Origin of the sequence: Bradyrhizobium sp. Bra78, from assembly GCF_024519855.1 — a bacterium.
Taxonomy (GTDB): Bacteria; Pseudomonadota; Alphaproteobacteria; order Rhizobiales; family Xanthobacteraceae; genus Bradyrhizobium; species Bradyrhizobium japonicum_G.
On sequence record NZ_JALJRE010000013.1, the window covers coordinates 93662 to 110023 of the forward strand.

The 16362-nt window shown below is 64.8% G+C and carries 17 protein-coding genes and 1 pseudogene; 7 read left to right on the forward strand and 11 right to left on the reverse strand.

Annotated features, from left to right (window positions below; translation table 11 throughout):
- The first annotated feature begins 70 nt into the window (after positions 1-70).
- Together OC450_RS26400 and OC450_RS26405 are read left to right on the forward strand one after the other, a co-directional pair.
- The gene (locus tag OC450_RS26400; RefSeq protein ID WP_262048943.1) at positions 71-718 is read left to right on the forward strand and encodes a glutathione S-transferase family protein; all 648 of its coding nucleotides are present in this window, start codon (positions 71-73) and stop codon (positions 716-718) included.
- A 96-nt stretch (positions 719-814) separates the two neighbouring features.
- Positions 815-967, forward strand: coding sequence for a hypothetical protein (locus OC450_RS26405; protein WP_211386627.1), 153 nt, complete (start codon positions 815-817; stop codon positions 965-967).
- Between the two features lie 24 nt (positions 968-991).
- On the opposite strand, the gene OC450_RS26410 is transcribed toward OC450_RS26405, so the two are convergent.
- From OC450_RS26410 to OC450_RS26420, 3 genes are all read right to left on the reverse strand, one after another.
- Positions 992-1339, reverse strand: coding sequence for a hypothetical protein (locus OC450_RS26410; protein ID WP_262048944.1), 348 nt, complete (start codon positions 1337-1339; stop codon positions 992-994).
- A gap of 107 nt (positions 1340-1446) precedes the next feature.
- Entirely contained in the window at positions 1447-2385 is a 939-nt protein-coding gene (locus tag OC450_RS26415) for a hypothetical protein (protein ID WP_262048945.1), read from the reverse strand.
- Entirely contained in the window at positions 2382-3914 is a 1533-nt protein-coding gene (locus OC450_RS26420) for an acyl-CoA carboxylase subunit beta (protein WP_211386629.1), read from the reverse strand. The genes OC450_RS26415 and OC450_RS26420 overlap by 4 nt, the downstream gene beginning before the upstream one ends.
- Before the next feature lie 149 nt (positions 3915-4063).
- Between OC450_RS26420 and OC450_RS26425 the strand changes: the two genes are divergently transcribed.
- From OC450_RS26425 to OC450_RS26435, 3 genes and pseudogenes are all read left to right on the forward strand, one after another.
- Positions 4064-4468 (forward strand): DUF4260 domain-containing protein, encoded by a 405-nt coding sequence (locus OC450_RS26425; protein WP_211386630.1) that lies wholly within the window; start codon positions 4064-4066, stop codon positions 4466-4468.
- A gap of 141 nt (positions 4469-4609) precedes the next feature.
- A complete protein-coding gene (locus OC450_RS26430; protein WP_256808341.1) occupies positions 4610-5203 on the forward strand; it encodes a hypothetical protein in 594 nt (197 codons plus the stop codon).
- 14 nt (positions 5204-5217) lie between these two features.
- Positions 5218-5370: pseudogene (locus OC450_RS26435) on the forward strand (carboxymethylenebutenolidase); the annotation flags it as partial.
- Between the two features lie 276 nt (positions 5371-5646).
- On the opposite strand, the gene OC450_RS26440 reads toward OC450_RS26435, so the two are convergent.
- The 4 genes from OC450_RS26440 to OC450_RS26455 all read right to left on the reverse strand — a co-directional run bounded on the left by OC450_RS26440 (position 5647) and on the right by OC450_RS26455 (position 9334).
- Positions 5647-6465 (reverse strand): class D beta-lactamase, encoded by an 819-nt coding sequence (locus tag OC450_RS26440; RefSeq protein ID WP_211386632.1) that lies wholly within the window; start codon positions 6463-6465, stop codon positions 5647-5649.
- 147 nt (positions 6466-6612) lie between these two features.
- Positions 6613-6876, reverse strand: a complete 264-nt coding sequence (locus OC450_RS26445; protein WP_028151179.1) for an EscU/YscU/HrcU family type III secretion system export apparatus switch protein — start codon at positions 6874-6876, stop codon at positions 6613-6615.
- Positions 6873-8486, reverse strand: a complete 1614-nt coding sequence (locus OC450_RS26450) for a flagellar hook-length control protein FliK (RefSeq protein ID WP_262048946.1) — start codon at positions 8484-8486, stop codon at positions 6873-6875. Before OC450_RS26450 ends, OC450_RS26445 begins: the two co-directional genes overlap by 4 nt.
- Before the next feature lie 53 nt (positions 8487-8539).
- A complete protein-coding gene (locus OC450_RS26455) occupies positions 8540-9334 on the reverse strand; it encodes an ATP12 family chaperone protein (RefSeq protein WP_256808405.1) in 795 nt (264 codons plus the stop codon).
- Positions 9335-9410: 76 nt separating this feature from the next.
- Between OC450_RS26455 and OC450_RS26460 the strand changes: the two genes are divergently transcribed.
- Complete coding sequence (locus tag OC450_RS26460; protein WP_262048947.1) at positions 9411-9857, forward strand: hypothetical protein; 447 nt, start codon at positions 9411-9413, stop codon at positions 9855-9857.
- A gap of 115 nt (positions 9858-9972) precedes the next feature.
- Here the strand turns inward: OC450_RS26460 and OC450_RS26465 are convergent, their stop codons facing one another.
- From OC450_RS26465 to OC450_RS26475, 3 genes are read right to left on the reverse strand one after another with little or no spacing between them, the layout of a single operon-like run.
- Complete coding sequence (locus OC450_RS26465) at positions 9973-11187, reverse strand: RluA family pseudouridine synthase (protein WP_256808343.1); 1215 nt, start codon at positions 11185-11187, stop codon at positions 9973-9975.
- A 49-nt stretch (positions 11188-11236) separates the two neighbouring features.
- A complete protein-coding gene (locus tag OC450_RS26470) occupies positions 11237-12574 on the reverse strand; it encodes a replication-associated recombination protein A (RefSeq protein WP_262048948.1) in 1338 nt (445 codons plus the stop codon).
- Positions 12571-13977, reverse strand: coding sequence for a DegQ family serine endoprotease (locus tag OC450_RS26475; protein WP_211386637.1), 1407 nt, complete (start codon positions 13975-13977; stop codon positions 12571-12573). Before OC450_RS26475 ends, OC450_RS26470 begins: the two co-directional genes overlap by 4 nt.
- A gap of 312 nt (positions 13978-14289) precedes the next feature.
- On the opposite strand from OC450_RS26475, the gene OC450_RS26480 reads away from it, so the two are divergent.
- On the forward strand, positions 14290-15903 hold the full coding sequence (locus OC450_RS26480; RefSeq protein WP_262048949.1) for an OprO/OprP family phosphate-selective porin: 1614 nt from the start codon (positions 14290-14292) through the stop codon (positions 15901-15903).
- 41 nt (positions 15904-15944) lie between these two features.
- On the opposite strand, the gene OC450_RS26485 is transcribed toward OC450_RS26480, so the two are convergent.
- Positions 15945-16322 carry a winged helix-turn-helix transcriptional regulator gene (locus tag OC450_RS26485; protein ID WP_211386639.1) on the reverse strand — a complete coding sequence of 126 codons (378 nt, stop codon included), beginning with the start codon at positions 16320-16322 and terminating at the stop codon, positions 15945-15947.
- Between the last annotated feature and the right edge of the window lie 40 nt (positions 16323-16362).

Here is a 16362-nt window from a genome sequence, read left to right on the forward strand (position 1 = left end):
AAAGCTTCTCCCCGCTGTCGGAACGCGCGCGCCTCATCCGTCCTCTGCCCAGACAGCACGGAGACACCGCATGGCCGACCTCACCCTGACCACCTTCAATTGGGTTCCCGAACTGCCGCGCGGCTTCGTCCGCGACCTTCGCGTGCGCTGGGCCCTCGAGGAGGCCAGCTTGCCCTACCTCGTCGCCAGCGTGCCGTTCGACGACCGCGGCGCCGCGCATCTGGCGCACCAGCCGTTCGGCCAGGTGCCATGGCTGACCGACGGCGGCATTTCCATTTTCGAGAGCGGCGCGATCCTGCTGCATCTCGGCGAACTCAGCGACAAGCTGATGCCATCAGATCCGCGCGGCCGCAATGAAGCGACGGAATGGGTATTCTCCGCACTCAACTCCGTGGAGATGGCGAGCCTGCCCTGGGCGCTTTTCAGGTTCACCGGGACGAACGACGGCTCACCATCCGTGAAGTTTTTCGACGACTTCCTCAAGCTCCGCCTCAAGCACATGGAGCCGGTACTTGCGATGCGCGAATGGCTGGCGGGCTCCTTCTCCGTCGCCGACATCCTGATGTCGGACGTGCTGCGCCTCGTCGATCATTTCGACGGGCTCACGGAGCATCCGGCCTGCCGCGCCTACGTCGCGCGCGCCACCGCCCGCCCGGCCTTCGCCAAGGCCCACGCCGACCAGATGGCGCATTTCGCCGCGGCGGATGCCGCCCGCTAGCGCGGCGTCCGCGTGGCATGTGACGTGCCTCACATAATGAATCGGGTTTCGGCCGTAGGCTCACCGCCATCAAATGACCCCTGCGGAAGGTGACACATGGCACGCATCGCATATCTCAGAGAGCAGCTTGCCCGCGCCGAAAGGCTGGCAAAGGCGATCCTCGACCGGCAAACCGCGGAACGACTCCAAGCGTTCGCAGCCGAATGCCGCGAGGAGCTGCATAACCTGACGCACAGGGCCGCGGCGTGACGTTCGCGCCCGCCAAGCACCGCGTCACACCAGCTTCATCGGCGCATCCGCGACCACGCGAAGGTCGATCCGGCCGATCAACGCCGAGCGCCGCGCCTCGGCGGCACTGATCGCATCATCCGTCTGCCGCAGCGTGCTGATGTTCGAACCGAGCGAGACGATGCCGCCGAGCACCAGAGCGATCGAGCCAAGCGCGGCGGTCTGACCGAAGGCAAACAGTCCGAGGATTGTGATCAACAACAGTGCGGCCCCGCCCCCGATAGCGATCTTGGATGCCAGAATGTACTTGCGGCACCGCTCGGCGATCTCGGCCAACGCCTCGATCCGCGCTTCGATGTCTGCAATCGCGTCGGTCGGATTGTCTTCGGTCATCGGACTCCAGTCCACTTAAGCGCGTTTGAACGCCGCGTAACCAGCGTCGCCGCTCTCCCGAAGTAAGTGACGTCCTTTTCCCAATCTGTTCTATGTGTCACGTGGAGCTATTCGGGCTGCGGCCAGTACGTCTTGAATTCCGGGTAGAGTGGGTCGCCCTGTCTTGGACGATCTACCGACTGCACGATCGACAGCATCATGCTCAAGCCCTTCGTAATATTTTCGTCCATATCTGTCTTCTTGCGTGCACCCTCGGTCTTGTAGAGCGCGGCCTCAGGCCCCAACCAAAGAAGGCCGTACTCAAAAACCCGCAATAAGATCAGATGGATTGTAAATTTCGACATGGGAGAAATTGTACCCATAGCGTTCTCTACAATGCTATCCGACTCTCGATCCATAAAGGTCGCAAAGGATGGGCCAAAACTGGGATGCGCCGACATACCCATCATATCCAGATAGCCCTCACGCAATCCGTGAAAGGCCACTGCAGGGTCTTCATTGCCATCGAAGAACCAAAGCCATCGCGCTTTAGCCAGCTTGTGTATTCTTCCTTTTGAGCAATGGAGATGCCAAAATTTAGATGCCTCAGAATTCTGCGTTATTTGTTGAAACTCAGTTGCTAGCTCCTGCTGACTGTTCAGCAGATGCATTACGTCAATTGCCTCGATCAGTGTTCGCGTAACGACGTTGGACTGTAGAAAGAATCCGCCCTCTATCAATCCGCGAACGCAAATCATGTCCTGAAAAACACGCCCAGCGAGGGCCATCAAGCATATCTGCCGCTTGTCCGAGGGCCCATCCACCTTTGTTCGGTAGAAGGCCCAAGTAATCAGCCAAAAGGCGATGGCTTCGTCCAAGAACGCAAGCCAGATCAAAACATCCGAGGGAATGACCTTCAGAGCCTTTCGTCGATATTTCTGAACCGTCTTCCGCAGATCTTCGCCAGGCGAGATTTTGCTTTTCCCGCGTGCTGCCTCTCCGCGATAAGCTCTCCGAATGAGCTTTCGGGTCTCCTTCAAGTACGCATCTAAATCGAGTTTGCTCACAACGGCAAATTGTCGTGCTTCTTCGCCGGCGTTTCCACCTTCTTGTCTTTCAGCATCGACAGCGCGCGTGCGATCCGCTTCCGCGTCGAGTGCGGCATGATGACGTCGTCGATGTAGCCGCGCTCGGCGGCGATGAAGGGGGACAGAAAGCGGTCTTCGTATTCCTTGGTTCTTGCCGCGATCTTGTCGGGGTCGCCGATGTCAGAGCGGAAGATGATCTCGACCGCGCCCTTGGCGCCCATCACGGCGATCTGGGCGGTCGGCCACGCGTAGTTCATGTCGGCGCCGATTTCCTTGGAGGCCATGACGTCGAAGGCGCCGCCATAGGCCTTGCGGGTGATGATGGTGACCAACGGCACGGTGCATTGCGAGTAGGCGAACAGGAGCTTTGCGCCGTGCTTGATCAGGCCGCCATATTCCTGCGCGGTACCCGGCAGAAAGCCCGGCACGTCGACGAAGGTGACGATCGGGATGTTGAAGGCGTCGCAGAAGCGCACGAAGCGCGCAGCCTTGCGCGAGGCGTCGCTGTCGAGCACGCCGGCCAGCACCATCGGCTGGTTGGCGACGAAGCCGACGGTGCGGCCGGCGATGCGGCCGAAGCCGGTGACGATGTTCTTGGCAAACAAATCCGCGATCTCGAAGAAGTCGCCCTCGTCCACGACCTTCAGGATCAGCTCCTTCATGTCGTAGGGCTTGTTCGGATTGTCGGGGATCAGCGTGTCGAGCGACATGTCGACGCGGCCGATGTCGTCGAAGCTCGGCCATTCCGGCACGCCGTCGGTGTTGTTCGACGGCAGGAAGTCGATCAGGCGGCGCATTTGCAGAAGCGTCTCGACGTCGTTCTCGAAGGCGCCGTCGGCGATCGACGAGCGCGTGGCGTGCACGCTAGCGCCGCCGAGCTCTTCGGCGGTGACGACCTCGTTGGTGACGGTCTTCACCACGTCGGGGCCGGTGACGAACATGTAGCTGGTGTTCTTCACCATGAAGATGAAGTCGGTCATCGCCGGCGAATAGACGTCGCCGCCGGCGCAGGGGCCCATGATGACGGAGATCTGCGGGATCACGCCCGAGGCGAGCACGTTGCGGCGGAAAACATAGGAATAGCCGGCGAGCGCGGCGACACCCTCCTGGATGCGGGCGCCGCCCGCGTCATAGAGGCCGATGATGGGCGCCCTCGCCTTCATCGCCATGTCCTGAAGCTTGGTGATCTTCAGCGCGTGGGTCTCGGACAGCGAGCCGCCGAACACGGTGAAATCCTTCGCGAACACGAAGGTCTTGCGGCCGTTGACGGTGCCCCAGCCGGTGACGACGCCGTCGCCGGGAATCTTGTTCTTCTCCATGCCGAACTCGGTGGAGCGGTGCTCGACGAACATGTCGAACTCCTCGAACGATCCCTTGTCGAGCAAGAGCTCGATGCGCTCGCGCGCGGTCAGCTTGCCGCGGGCGTGCTGCGCCTCGATGCGCTTCTCCCCGCCGCCGAGCTTTGCGCCGGCACGACGGTCTTCAAGGGCGTCCAGGATATTCTTCATTTGCTCCCGCCAGTTCTTAGCCTAAATGCGATTGCCGGGGGTTCTAACACGGCATTTTGCGGGCCGGGAAGCCGCTTTCGGCGTCGCAGGGCTGCCTTGCCGCAGCGCCAAAGCACAAGGAATTACAAAGTTTTGCCTGGGAGGCGACGATGGACGAGCGAGTGGCCGAGACCGGCTCTGCAACCGGCGGCGTCAACATCCTGCTGCGGCTGGAGGGCCTGACGCTGTTCGCCGGCATGGTGATGCTCTATGCGGCCTGGGATGGGTCATGGCTGGTGTTCGCCCTGCTCTTCTTCGTCCCCGATCTGAGCTTCCTGGCCTACCTCTCGGACGCCCGGTTCGGCGCGCTGGTCTACAATGCCGCCCACAGCTACATGGCGCCGGTCGCGCTCCTGACGCTCGGCTTCGGCCTCGCCTCGCCGCTCACTCTGTCCATCGCCTTGATCTGGCTCGCCCATATCGGCATCGACCGGGCCCTGGGCTATGGCCTGAAATATGCGGCCGGGTTCGGCTTCACCCATCTGGGGCGGATCGGCCGGCAGAAGAACCCCTGACGCAGTCGCAAATCTGGCGCAGCCCGGTTGACCCGGCCGGGCGATTCAGGCTTGCTCGGAGCTCAGCGATCAGGCGCCGAATGTTGCGTGAGCCCAGTCGGTACGGCGGCGGTCATCATTTCTGGCTGCAAGCATCACCTCATGTCCGCGACGGTCGTCCCGCTGCCGCCGAGTTCATCGTCCGAAACCACCGACTTCCTGCGGCGCATGGCCAGCATGGTGTCGGGTAGGAACGGCGAGATGCTGCTGCGCGCGGCCGCACTGATCGAGTCGCTGGCGCAACGGGCGATGTCGGCGGAACGGCTCTATCACCGGGAGCACGAAGAGAACACGCGCAACACCGAGCTGCGGGTGGCCGGTGAGATGGCCTCCGATGCCTTGGCCAAGCAAATTGACGGATTGCGCACCCAGCTGGCCGAACTGTCCACGGCTGCAGCGGCCGAGCGCGCGGCGTTCGATGCCGAGCGCGGCAAGCTGCTCGGCTTGATGCAGCATGCGGAGAGCCATATCGGCAAGCTCACGGGCGAGCTGGATACGCTTCGCGCCTCGGTCGACGCCTTCAACGAGACCGTGGTCTCCGTGCCGATCGAGGTGCTGCGGCTGGCGCGCACGCAGTTCGATTTCCTCTCCGACGGCTTTGCCCGCAAGGGCGACGTGATCTCGCAGGCGATGAGCGAAATCGGCGGCTTTGCGATCGACCAGGCGCTGACGGTGAAGAAGACGGACACCGCCTGAGGCGAGCCGCCGCGCGAGTGCTCATGAACGGCACTACCGAAGCGCCCTTCACCTACAAGGACGCCTATGTCGAGCTCAACCCGCATGTCGGCGGCAATCCCACCACTGCTGCGGAGTCGCGCAAAGCCGTGGAGGAGTTCTTGCAGGCGCTGTTCAAGCTGGGCTGAGACTGCCCGGTCCGATGCCGTAGAGTGGGCAAAGCGAAGCGTGCCCACCATTTGCAGATCACGATATGGAGAGATGGTGGGCACGGCGCTGCGCACCTTGGCCCACCCAACTGCGGCTCACCATGGGATGCACATGGAGCCTGCGTTGGCGCGACATCCTCCGTCATTGCGAGCGGAGCGAAGCAATCCAGGCTGCCTCAAAGGAAAGACTCTGGATTGCTTCGTCGCAAGTGACTCCTCGCAATGACGTTGGAGAGCGACGTTGGCGCGGCAGCGCTAGATTGCGCCGATCTCGGCAAGGCAGGCTTGCGTCAGCGGCATGCGCTCGCCGACCAGACGCGGCTCCTTGCAATCCATGTTGAGCGCGAACACGGTGTGGGCCTCGCCCTTCTCGGCCCAGCCCACCATCCAGCCGAGCGAGGGCTCGCCGCGCTCGGCGCCCAGGAGGCCGGACTTGGCGCGGATGACGCTGTCGCCGACCTTGGTCACTGGCAGGATGTCGGCGACGAGATCCTGGCTGCGCTTGCTGATCGGCAGCGCGCGGCGGCGCAGCCGGTCGACGAAATCGACCTGCTCGACCGGATCGATGCGCAAATTCCCCGTGAGCCAGAACTGGTCGATGCCGCCGCCGATGTCGCGATTGCCGTAGTCGAACAGATCGACGTACTTTTGCATGCGCTCCTGACCAATGCGCCGCGCGATCTCCTGATAGACCGGCACCGCGCTCACGAGAATCGCACTGCGCAGTGTGTGATCCTTGTTCCACGCTTCGATCGGCCGCTTCACGCCATCCCACGGGAACACGTCCTTGTCGGGGTCAGTAACCACGCCGGTCTCGATAGCGATCAGCGAGTTCGGGATCTTGTAGGTCGAGGCCGGCAGCTTTGCTTCGCCCGAGCGTTCCTTGTCGCTGGCGACGACCAGATAGTCCTCGACCTTGTAGCCGACGAAGGTGCCCGATGTGCCAAGGTCGGTGAAGCGTTTTGCCAGGCTGTCGCGGATCTCGTTGCGCGGCGGTGCGACATGGGCGAACGTACGCGATGGCACGATTGCAGTTGCGGCGAGGAGGCCGAGGGTGGAACGGCGGGTGATCAAGAGAGATGTCCGTGAACCATGAAAGTGGCCACGACCATGCAGCCGCCATCGTGGTAAAACGATGACAGGTTATTTCTTGAGCATGATCTGTTCGGAAAACCGCTGCACACTTCGCGCTAACGCTGCCCTTCGAGTCCGGATCATGCTCTACCGCCCGCGGCCCGACAGCCGCAGCACGAACACCAGCACTTCGGCGACCGCCTTGTAGAGGTCGGGCGGGATCTCCTCGCCGAGTTCGACCTTGGACAGCGCGCCGGCCAGAATCTCGTTCTCCTCGATCGGGATGTCGTTGGCCTTGGCGATCTCGACGATCTTTTCACCGATCGTACCCTTGCCCTTGGCGACGACGACCGGCGCGTTGCTGCCCTTCTCGTAATGCAGCGCGATCGCAAGCTTGGACGGATCGCTCATGTGGCCCGGTCCAGGAAGTGGCCGGCGCGGGCCGGTGCGGGCTGCGGCGGGGTGCCGTCGCGCACCAGGATATCGCCGGGTTTGAGCTCGGCCCTCGTCAGGGCCAGGTTCAGCTCCCCGATGCCGGCGCGAAGCTGCTGCGCGGTCGCCGGCCGCTCCGCCCACATCCGCACGAAGGTCTTGTCGCCGTTCAGGGTAATCAGCGCGTGCACCGGGCCGGCCGGCTCGACATTGAGCGTGAAGCGCGCGCGCCAGGCGCGCTTGGCGGGATCGGCGGTTTCATTGCCGCCATCGCGCGAGATCTCGAACTGCGCCATCGCCGTGCCCTGCGGAGTTGCGAAGGGAATCTCGAAATTCCACTGCGGCACGGTCGGATCGATGCGGTGGCCGCCGGCGTCGGTCCGGTCAGGAAGCGAGGCGACCTGCAGCAAGGTCTGCCGCGCGATCGCCGCATCGGTGTCGTCGAGCAGGCGATGCACGGTCGCAGCGAGCGGCGTATCGGGCGCGAGCGACGGCGAGGCGATCGCCTGCGGTGCCGGCAGCGCGCCGCGAACCGGCGGTGGCGTCGGCCGCGCGGCGGCTTCGAAGATGTGGCCGTCGGGCACGGCCTTGTTCGAGCCGGGCAAATTGCCGGTCAGGCGCGGCAGGTTTTGCGCGACCTCCTGCAGAAGGCTCGCGGCAAGGCCGGCGGACATGGTTCGCGGCATCGCGGCCTGCGCGGCATTGCCGGCAACGTCGACCAGCACCGCGGCCGCGGAATTGGCGCTGCGCGGCATTTGCGGCGGCTGTGCGATCTCGGATTCGGTTGACGGCAATGCGGCCTGCACGGCCTGACCTGCTGCAGCAGCCGACGCGGCGGCGGCCTGCGGTGTCCCCGTGGCGCTCAAAGGAATTGTGGCCCCCTGCGGCGCGGCAGTTTCCAGCGTGGCCAAGGTCTGCCGCAGCACCAGCAGTGCGGCCTTCAGGTCCGGCACCGTGCCGGAGGACGGTGTCGTGCCCGCGGCCAGCGAGGCCTCGAGGAACAGGCCGGACTTCTGGAAGGCGGATTCGATATCGCCGCCATCGAGCCGAGGGTTGAGCGGCGTCTGCTGCGCCAGCACGGCCAGCACCGCCTGCTTCAGCCCCGCCGGCAGATCGCTGCCGGTGACGACGGAGGCTAGATTGGCGAACAGCGGTGCCTGGCTGCCCTGTTTGGTCACGGCCTCGGCCGAAGCGGCGGTGACGGCGACCTGTTCCAATGGCGTCAGGGTGCTGCGCGCCGCGCTCGCTGACGGTGCAAGCGGCGGGCTCTCGACGAGCGAGGCCGCGCGCGCTGTCAGCGTGACCTGATCGGCGGCAGCTTCCCCTGCCCCGCTCATGACGGCGAGCCGGATGGTGCCGTCGTTCTGCGACACCGCGAGCTGGAGATTTTGCCCTGGCGTCAGCGACACCTCCGACATCACGTCCATCGAAAGATTTGCGATCGCGATCCGCACCAGATTGTCGGCGAGCACGCTGACCACTCTGGCGTCGACGACGCTGCCGGCCTGAAGAACGAGATCGGGCGTCGCCGCATCAGCCACGGGGCTGGCAGCACTGACGGGAAGGATCGAGCTTATCGGCGTCGGCATCTCAGGGGTCCCGGAGCACGGGCCACCCTAACGCCGGCGTCGTAAACCTCTCGTTAAGGACCTTTGGCCGCGGGCGGCTTTACCGCCTCCAGGACCGCGACCGCAGCCTTGAAATCCCTCAGCCGGGCGGCGCGGCGGGCGGCCGCTTCTTCGTCGACCCCCCACTTCTCGGCGTTCCAGTCCTCATCGACATAGGCAGCCACCCAGACCTGGTCGGCGTCGCGCACCCCGTGGGCCAGCGCCAGCGCCAGCAGGGCCGAGCCTGTGAGGGACGTGACCACGTGGAGCGCCGCGATCGACCAGGGATCCCCGGGCAGCGCGGCGCGCGCGGCCTGGACCGCCTCATCGGGCTGCTTCACATGCATGACGCCCTCGGACAGGATGAAATGCGCGCCCAAGGTCTCCGCGGCCCAGAACAGTACGGGATCCCAATGCGCGGCCTCGCGGGCCACCAGCCCCTCCGGGTGACCGGCGCGATAGAACACCAGGTCGGACTGGAAGTATCTTGCGAGGTCGTCGGCCACGAGTTCGACGCGGTCGACCACGCCCTCGACCACGCTGTTGGCAATCCGCGTCAGCGGCATGGTCATGGGATTGATCGTCTCTTTCTGATCCGCCCATTCCGCGGCCACCGCATCGGCAAGGTCTTGCGAGGGGGTCACCACCTGGCGCCCGGAGGGCGTCCGGATCGGCTTGCCGTCGAGCGTGATGGCGAAACCGCCCTCGGCCTCAGCCACCCCCACCTCCTTGTAGAAGCGCTTGCGCAACGGCACGCGCGAGGCCTGGCGGACCGCCTCCTGCGGATCGAGCGGGGACTGCCCCGCGGCCTCATCAAACAATTCGCGCATCTTGAATTTCTGGTCTCCGCCGCTGAATGCTAGGCTTTTAAGATAGAACCGGCGGCCGATAAAGCGAGCAGCAGGCATGAAGGAACTTGCGGGCATTGTGGCCCTGCTCGCCGGGCTCTGGCTGGCCGCGGCGGACGCCGGTTTCCGCACCCCGGAATCGCTGGTGCGTAACGTCTACGCCCATTACGGCCAGGGCGTGCCGGAGCTGTCCAAAGGGCTGCCCCGCGACGCTGCCACCACCAGGCAATTCTTCGACCCCAGCCTGCGCAAGATGTGGTCCGCGCCGCGGGTCGAGCCTTACGATTTCCTGGTGCAGAGCCAGAGTTGGAAGCTCGGTCCGGTCGCGATCGCGGTCGTCCGCAGGCAATACGACAAGACCTATGTCGCGGCGAATTTCGACAATCGCGGCCGGCAGGTCACGCTGAACTTCATCCTCGTCAACGGTCCCGAGGGCTGGCTGATCACTGACATCGAGAGCCCGCATGACAGTCTGCGGATGTTTCTGGAGCAATTCCGGAATTGAGGGAGCTTCCGTCATTGCGAGCGCGGCGAAGCAATCCAGAAAAGCATCCGCGGCAACAACCTGGATTGCTTCGTCGCTTTGCTCCTCGCAATGACGCGCGTGGTACCTCGACCAGCTACTCCTCAGGCGCGTTCTCGATCGGATCAAATCGGCTCGCATCGAGCCCGAGCAAATTCCACGACTGCTGCATGTGCTGCGGCAGCGGCGCGGTGGCATCGATGAAGCCGCCGCGTGGATGCGGAATGACGATGCGGCGCGCGAGCAGATGCAGCCGGTTTTGCAGGCCGCCCGGCAACTGCCAGTTCTCGATGTTGAAATATTTGGGATCGCCCACGATGGGATGGCCGATATGCTCCATGTGGGCGCGGAGCTGGTGGGTGCGGCCCGTCACCGGCTTCAGTGACACCCAGGTCAGCTTGTTGCCGGCGGTCTCGACCACCGCATAATACGTCACCGCGTGGCTCGCGCCCTCATCGCCATGCTGGGCGATGCGCATGATGGTGTCGTCCTCGCTCTCCTCCTTCGCAAGGAAAGTCGAGATGCGGCCCTGCTTCGGCTTCGGCAGGCCCGGCACCAGCGCCCAATAGGTTTTCCGCGCCGACCGCGAGCGGAATGCACCGGTCAGATGCGAGGCGGCAAAGCGCGTCTTCGCGATGAGCAGGCAGCCGGACGTATCCTTGTCGATCCGATGCACAAGCCGCGGCTTCTGCCCTTTGGAGTCGCGCATCACCTCCAGCATCTGATCGATGTGTCGCGTCGTGCCAGAGCCGCCCTGCACCGCAAGCCCGAACGGCTTGTTCAGCACGAGGACGTCGTCGTCCTCGTAGATCGTCATCTCCTTCAGCGCGGCAAGCGTCTTTTGCGCGGCCTCGGACAGCGGGCTCGCCGCCTTCGGCGTGTCGAGCTTCAGAGGCGGTATGCGGACGCTCTGTCCTTCCTCCAGCCGGTCCTTGCTGTCGACGCGCTTGCCGTCGACGCGCAGCTCGCCTTTGCGCACGACGCGCTGGATGTGGGAGAACGACAGGCCGGGAAACCGCGCCTCCAGAAAGCGGTCGACCCGCATGTTGTTCTCGTCCGCCGTGACCTTGACGGTCTGCACCTTGGTCGGCAGCAGCGCCTCGACGGGCTTTTCCGGCGCGGGCGTTTCCGGCAGGGATTTGGGTGCGCGCCGCTCGACACGCTCGGCCGCAAAGCGCGGCGGCTTGCCACCCGGCTTGGCCCCGGGACGCGGCCCGGCCTTCTTGGCGCTGCGCGCCTTGAAGGGGCGCGCCTCCTTGCGCTCATCGCGCTCGCGGGGCTTCGGATTCATTCTCTTGATGCGGCGGCTCATGATGCCTGCCTAGCTCAAAAGTGCCCTTTCGTCACGACGAAACGGCAATTTAGCCTCCGCCGCCCCGTTCCTTCCGCAGCTTGGCCCAGTAATCCAGCCGCTTGCGGATTTCGCGCTCAAAACCGCGCTCCGGGGGGTCGTAGAAGGTCTGGCGGCCGAGGGCCTCCGGAAAGTAGTCCTGGCCGGAAAAGGCGTCGGGGGCGTCGTGGTCGTATTCGTAGGACGCGCCGTAGCCTTCCGACTTCATCAGCTTGGTCGGGGAATTGAGAATGTGCTTGGGCGGCAGCAGCGAGCCGGCCTGTTTCGCGACCTGCATCGCTGCGCCGAAGGCGGTGTAGACGGCATTCGATTTCGGCGCGGTAGCCAGATAGACCACGGCCTGCGCGATGGCGAGCTCGCCTTCGGGATGGCCGAGAAAGTCGAAGGCATCCTTGGCGGCATTGGCGATCACGAGCGCCTGCGGATCGGCAAGGCCGATGTCCTCGACCGCCATGCGCACGACGCGGCGGGCCAGGAACAGCGGGTCCTCGCCGGCATCGAGCATGCGCGCCAGATAGTACAGCGCGGCATCGGGATCGGAGCCGCGCACCGACTTATGCAGCGCCGAGATCAGGTTGTAGTGACCGTCGGCCGATTTGTCGTAGATCGGGGCGCGGCGCTGCAAAATCTCCTGCAACTGCGCGGCATCGAAAATCTCGTCCTTGCGCGCGGCGCGCCAGACTTCCTCGACCAGCGTCAGCGAGGCCCGCCCGTCCCCGTCGGCCATGCGCACCAGCACGGCGCGCGCCTCGGCATCGAGCGGCAGCTTGCGGCCCTCAACCTCCTCGGCATGCGCAAACAGCTTTTCGATCGCGGCCGCGTCGAGCGAGCGAAACACCAGCACGCGCGCCCGGGACAGAAGCGCCGCGTTGAGCTCGAAGGACGGGTTTTCGGTGGTGGCCCCTACCATCACCACGGTGCCATCTTCCATCACGGGCAGAAACGAATCCTGCTGGGCGCGGTTGAAACGATGCACCTCGTCGACGAACAGCAGCGTGCCCTTGCCCATCTCGCGGCGGGCACGAGCGGCCTCGAAGGCCTTCTTCAAATCGGCAACGCCGGAGAACACGGCCGATATTTGCTCGAAGTGCAGATCCGTCGCATCCGCCAGCAGCCGCGCCACCGTGGTCTTGCCGGTGCCGGGCGGCCCCCAGAACACCAGCGAGCCAAGCGTGCGCGTCTCCAGCATCCGCGTCAGCGCGCCGTCGGGACCCAGGATATGATCCTGCCCGACGACCTCCGAGAGCGCGCGCGGCCGCAGCCTGTCCGGCAGCGGATGCGGAGCCTCGTGGTCGAGCCCCGCCGCGGCGAAGAGAGTTGGCGTCTCCTGCGGTCGCTTCGGACTCATCCGCCCAGCGTGACGTTGATCTGCTGGCCACCGCGCACCAGCGTGATGCGCCAGATCCGCGGGCGCTCGCCTGCGGCCTTTTCGAGGTCGCCGCTCTTGCCGATCTTCTGGTTGTTGACGGCCAGGATGATGTCGCCCTTCTGGAAGCCGACATTTGCAGCCGCGCTGTCGCTGCCGAGATCGGTGATCACGACGCCTTCGGTGTCGGCGTCCAGATGCAGTTCGTCAGCAAGCGCCGGCGTGATGGTCGAGACCTTCGCGCCCTGGAACGGCGAGCGCGCGGTGACGACGAGTTCGTTGCGACCGACGTCGGGCGCCGTCTCCAGCGCGACCGTCAGCTTGACCGGCTTGCCGGCCCGCTGCACGTCGATCTGCGCCGTGCCGCCGAGCGGGCGCGTTGCGAAGCGATAGTCGAAAGCGTTGGGGTCATCCACGGTCTGGCCGTCGATGCCGGTGATGAGATCGGAGGATTTCAAGCCGGCCTTCGCCGCCGGGCCGTTCGACACCACGCTGGCGACCAGCGCACCGGTCGGCGAGCGCAGGCCGAGGCTCTCGGCGATCTCGGGCGTCACCGCCTGCAATTTCGCCCCTAACCAGGGCCGCTTCACCGCCTTGCCGCCGCTCCTGGCGGAGGCGACGACGACGCGCACCATATTGGCGGGGATCGCGAAGCCGATGCCTTGCGAGCCGCCGGAACGCGAATAGATCGCGGTGTTGATGCCGGCGAGCTTGCCGCTCATGTCCACCAGCGCGCCACCGGAATTGCCGGGATTGATCGCCGCATCCGTCTGGATGAAGAACTGGTAGTCGGTGATGCCGACCTGCGTGCGTGCCAGCGCCGAGATGATGCCGTGGGTCACGGTCTGGCCGACGCCGAAGGGATTGCCGATCGCGAGCACGACGTCACCGACCAGCAACTCGTCGGAATTGGTGAAGTCGAGGGTCGGGAATTTCTCCTTGGTGTCCTTCAGGCGCAGCACTGCGAGATCGGTGCGCGTGTCCTTCAGCAGGATCTCGGCCTCGAACTCGCGCTTGTCCGAAAGCGACACTTTCACCTGATCGGCGCCTTCGATGACATGGACATTGGTGACGACGAGGCCCGAGGCATCGACGATGACGCCGGAGCCGAGCGAGCGCTGCATCTGCTCGGGCTGCTGGCCCGGCACGCCGAAGAAGCGGCGGAAGATCGGGTCGTCGAGCAGCGGATTGCGGTTCTGCACCATCTTGGCGGCATAGACGTTGACGACCGCCGGCTGCACCCGCTGTACGATCGGCGCATAGGACAGCCGCAGTTCGGCCGGCGATGACGGGACCCGGCGGTCCTGCGCCGCGGCCGGATCGAAGCTGGCCGAAAAAGCTATGCACAATGCGGTGATGACGGCGGCGCGGATCGAACGAAACATTCCTACCTCTCGGAAAAGACGCCGGAATATAGGCGCGTTCGCCCCCCAATAGAAGGGCGCCGGACGGCAATATTCAGTCCCTTCCGGTGTCGCCCAAATGCAAGCCCGGCGTGCGAAATGGCAATTCGCCTGGGCGCCGGATTGGCATGATGCGCGTCATCTTGCATTCTGGCCGACGGTGGATTCGGTTGCAGCGAATTTGCATCATTGGGAACCGCGCAACCGGGCCGCGCCGTCGCGGGGCAGTCATCGATCGATCCTAGGCTCTCCGCCAGTGACTTGGGGAAGTTCATCAAATGATGGAGTCATGACGTGAGCAGGACAAGAATTGCAGCCACGGCGATTGGTCTCGCCGGCGCGCTGGCGGCCTCGCAGGCCCACGCCCAATCGACAAGCAGCAGCGATCAGGAGATCGCGCTTCTGAAGCAGCAGTTGAAGATGCTGGAGCAGAAGCTCGACAAGCTCCAGAGCCAGACCGCCGCGAACACCGCGGCCACGGCGAAGGCCAGGGTTGAAGCGAAGGCGGAGGCAAAAGCCGAAGCTCGATCCGAAGCGAAGGCCGTCGTCGCCAATGCCAACGCGGCGATCTCGCTCAAGGGACCGGCGCCAGCCTCGGGCGTCGGCGTGACGATGCCGAACAACCGTCCGACTATCTGCACCGCCGACCAGGCGAACTGCGTCGCGATCACCAGCCGCGTGCACTGGGATGTCGGCGGCTACGACTATCGTCCCAACACGGCGGCGACCGTTCCGCAAAAGCTCGACAGTGGCGAGAACGTCCGCCGCGCGCGCATCGGACTTACCGGCAAGTTCTTCAACGACTGGAACTTCGCACTGGTCTACGACTTCGGGGGCACTTCCGACGGATTCGGCGGCGCAGCGCCTGGCTCGCTGCCCGGCGGCGGCGTCTCCGGCGTCGAGAACGCCTATCTCAGCTACACCGGCCTGAAGCCGTTCGGTGGACGGATGGCGATCGAGGCCGGCGTCATGGACTTGCCATACACCATGGACGAGGCCACGAGCTCCAACGACATCATGTTCATGGAGCGCGCCTCGCCCGGCGTCATCGCGACCAACATCGCCGCCGGCGACTTCCGCTCGGCGGTCGGCACGCGCTGGTTCAACGACCAGCTGTGGATCGGCGGCTATGTCACGGGGCCCTCGACAGGTGCGATTCACTCCGCCTCGAGCGCGGCTCCGGCGGGCACGAGCGAGCAATACGGCGCGGTGGCGCGTATTGCCGGCAACCCGGTCAGCGGCAAGGACTACTCGGTGCATATCGGCGCCGATGCGCAATGGCTGATTCAGCCGCCGCGCAATCTGATCGCCAACACCCAGACGGTCACGCTGAGCGATCGTCCGGAATTGCGTCTCGATCCGACCACGCTGATCTCGACCGGCGCCATCGCCAATGCCTCGGGCGCGCAGGTCTATAGCGTCGAGGCAGCAGCGACCTATGGTCCCTTCATCGTTCAAGGCGAGTATTTCTGGTACAATGTGGACCGAACAGCCCACACCGGCGTGCCGCTGGTCGGTGCGCCGAGCCTGAAATTCCAGGGCGGTTACGCGCAGGCCGGCTACGTGCTGACCGGCGAAGGCCGGAGCTACAACGCGGCCAACGCGGCCTACAACGGCGTCAAGCCGGCACATCCGTTCTCGCTCGACGGCGGCGGCTGGGGCGCCTGGGAAATCGCGGGACGCTTCTCGACGATCGACCTCAACAACCAGTTGGGAACGGCGACCGGCATCGCCGGCGGCCGGCAGACCGTCTACACGGCGGCGCTGAACTGGTACGTCAACGGCAACGTCCGCTTCATGCTCGACTATCTGCACGGCACGGTGTCGCGGCAGGCCTCGCCGGTCTCGACCGCCGATGTCGGCTCGAAGTTCGACGCGGTCGCGATGCGCACGCAGTTCGCGTTCTGAAGCGAGATCTTCCGGGAGCGGCACGGTCCGCTCCCGGATACCTATGCGGCGCGCTTCGGCTTCTTCACGACCACCGGCGGCGGCGCGCAGGACAGCCGCTGCTGATGGCTCTCGCCCCACGCCTTCAATATGTCGATCACCGGTCGCAGGCTCTCACCGAGCTCGGAGAGGCAATACTCAACGCGCGGCGGCACCTCGGCATAGACCTTGCGAATGACGAGCTTGTCCTCCTCCAGCGCGCGAAGCTGCTTGGTCAGCATGCGCTGGGTGATGCCCGGCATCCGGCGGCGCAGTTCGCCGAAGCGCTGGGTGCCGTCCTGGAGGTGGTAGAGGATCACGCCCTTCCACTTGCCGTCGATCAGATCCAGCGTCGCCTCGACCGAGCAGCCGGGACGCCGGGCAAAATCCCGCCGTTTCATGCGTGTTTCCCTATAGTATCCAAACAGGGACTATATCCCC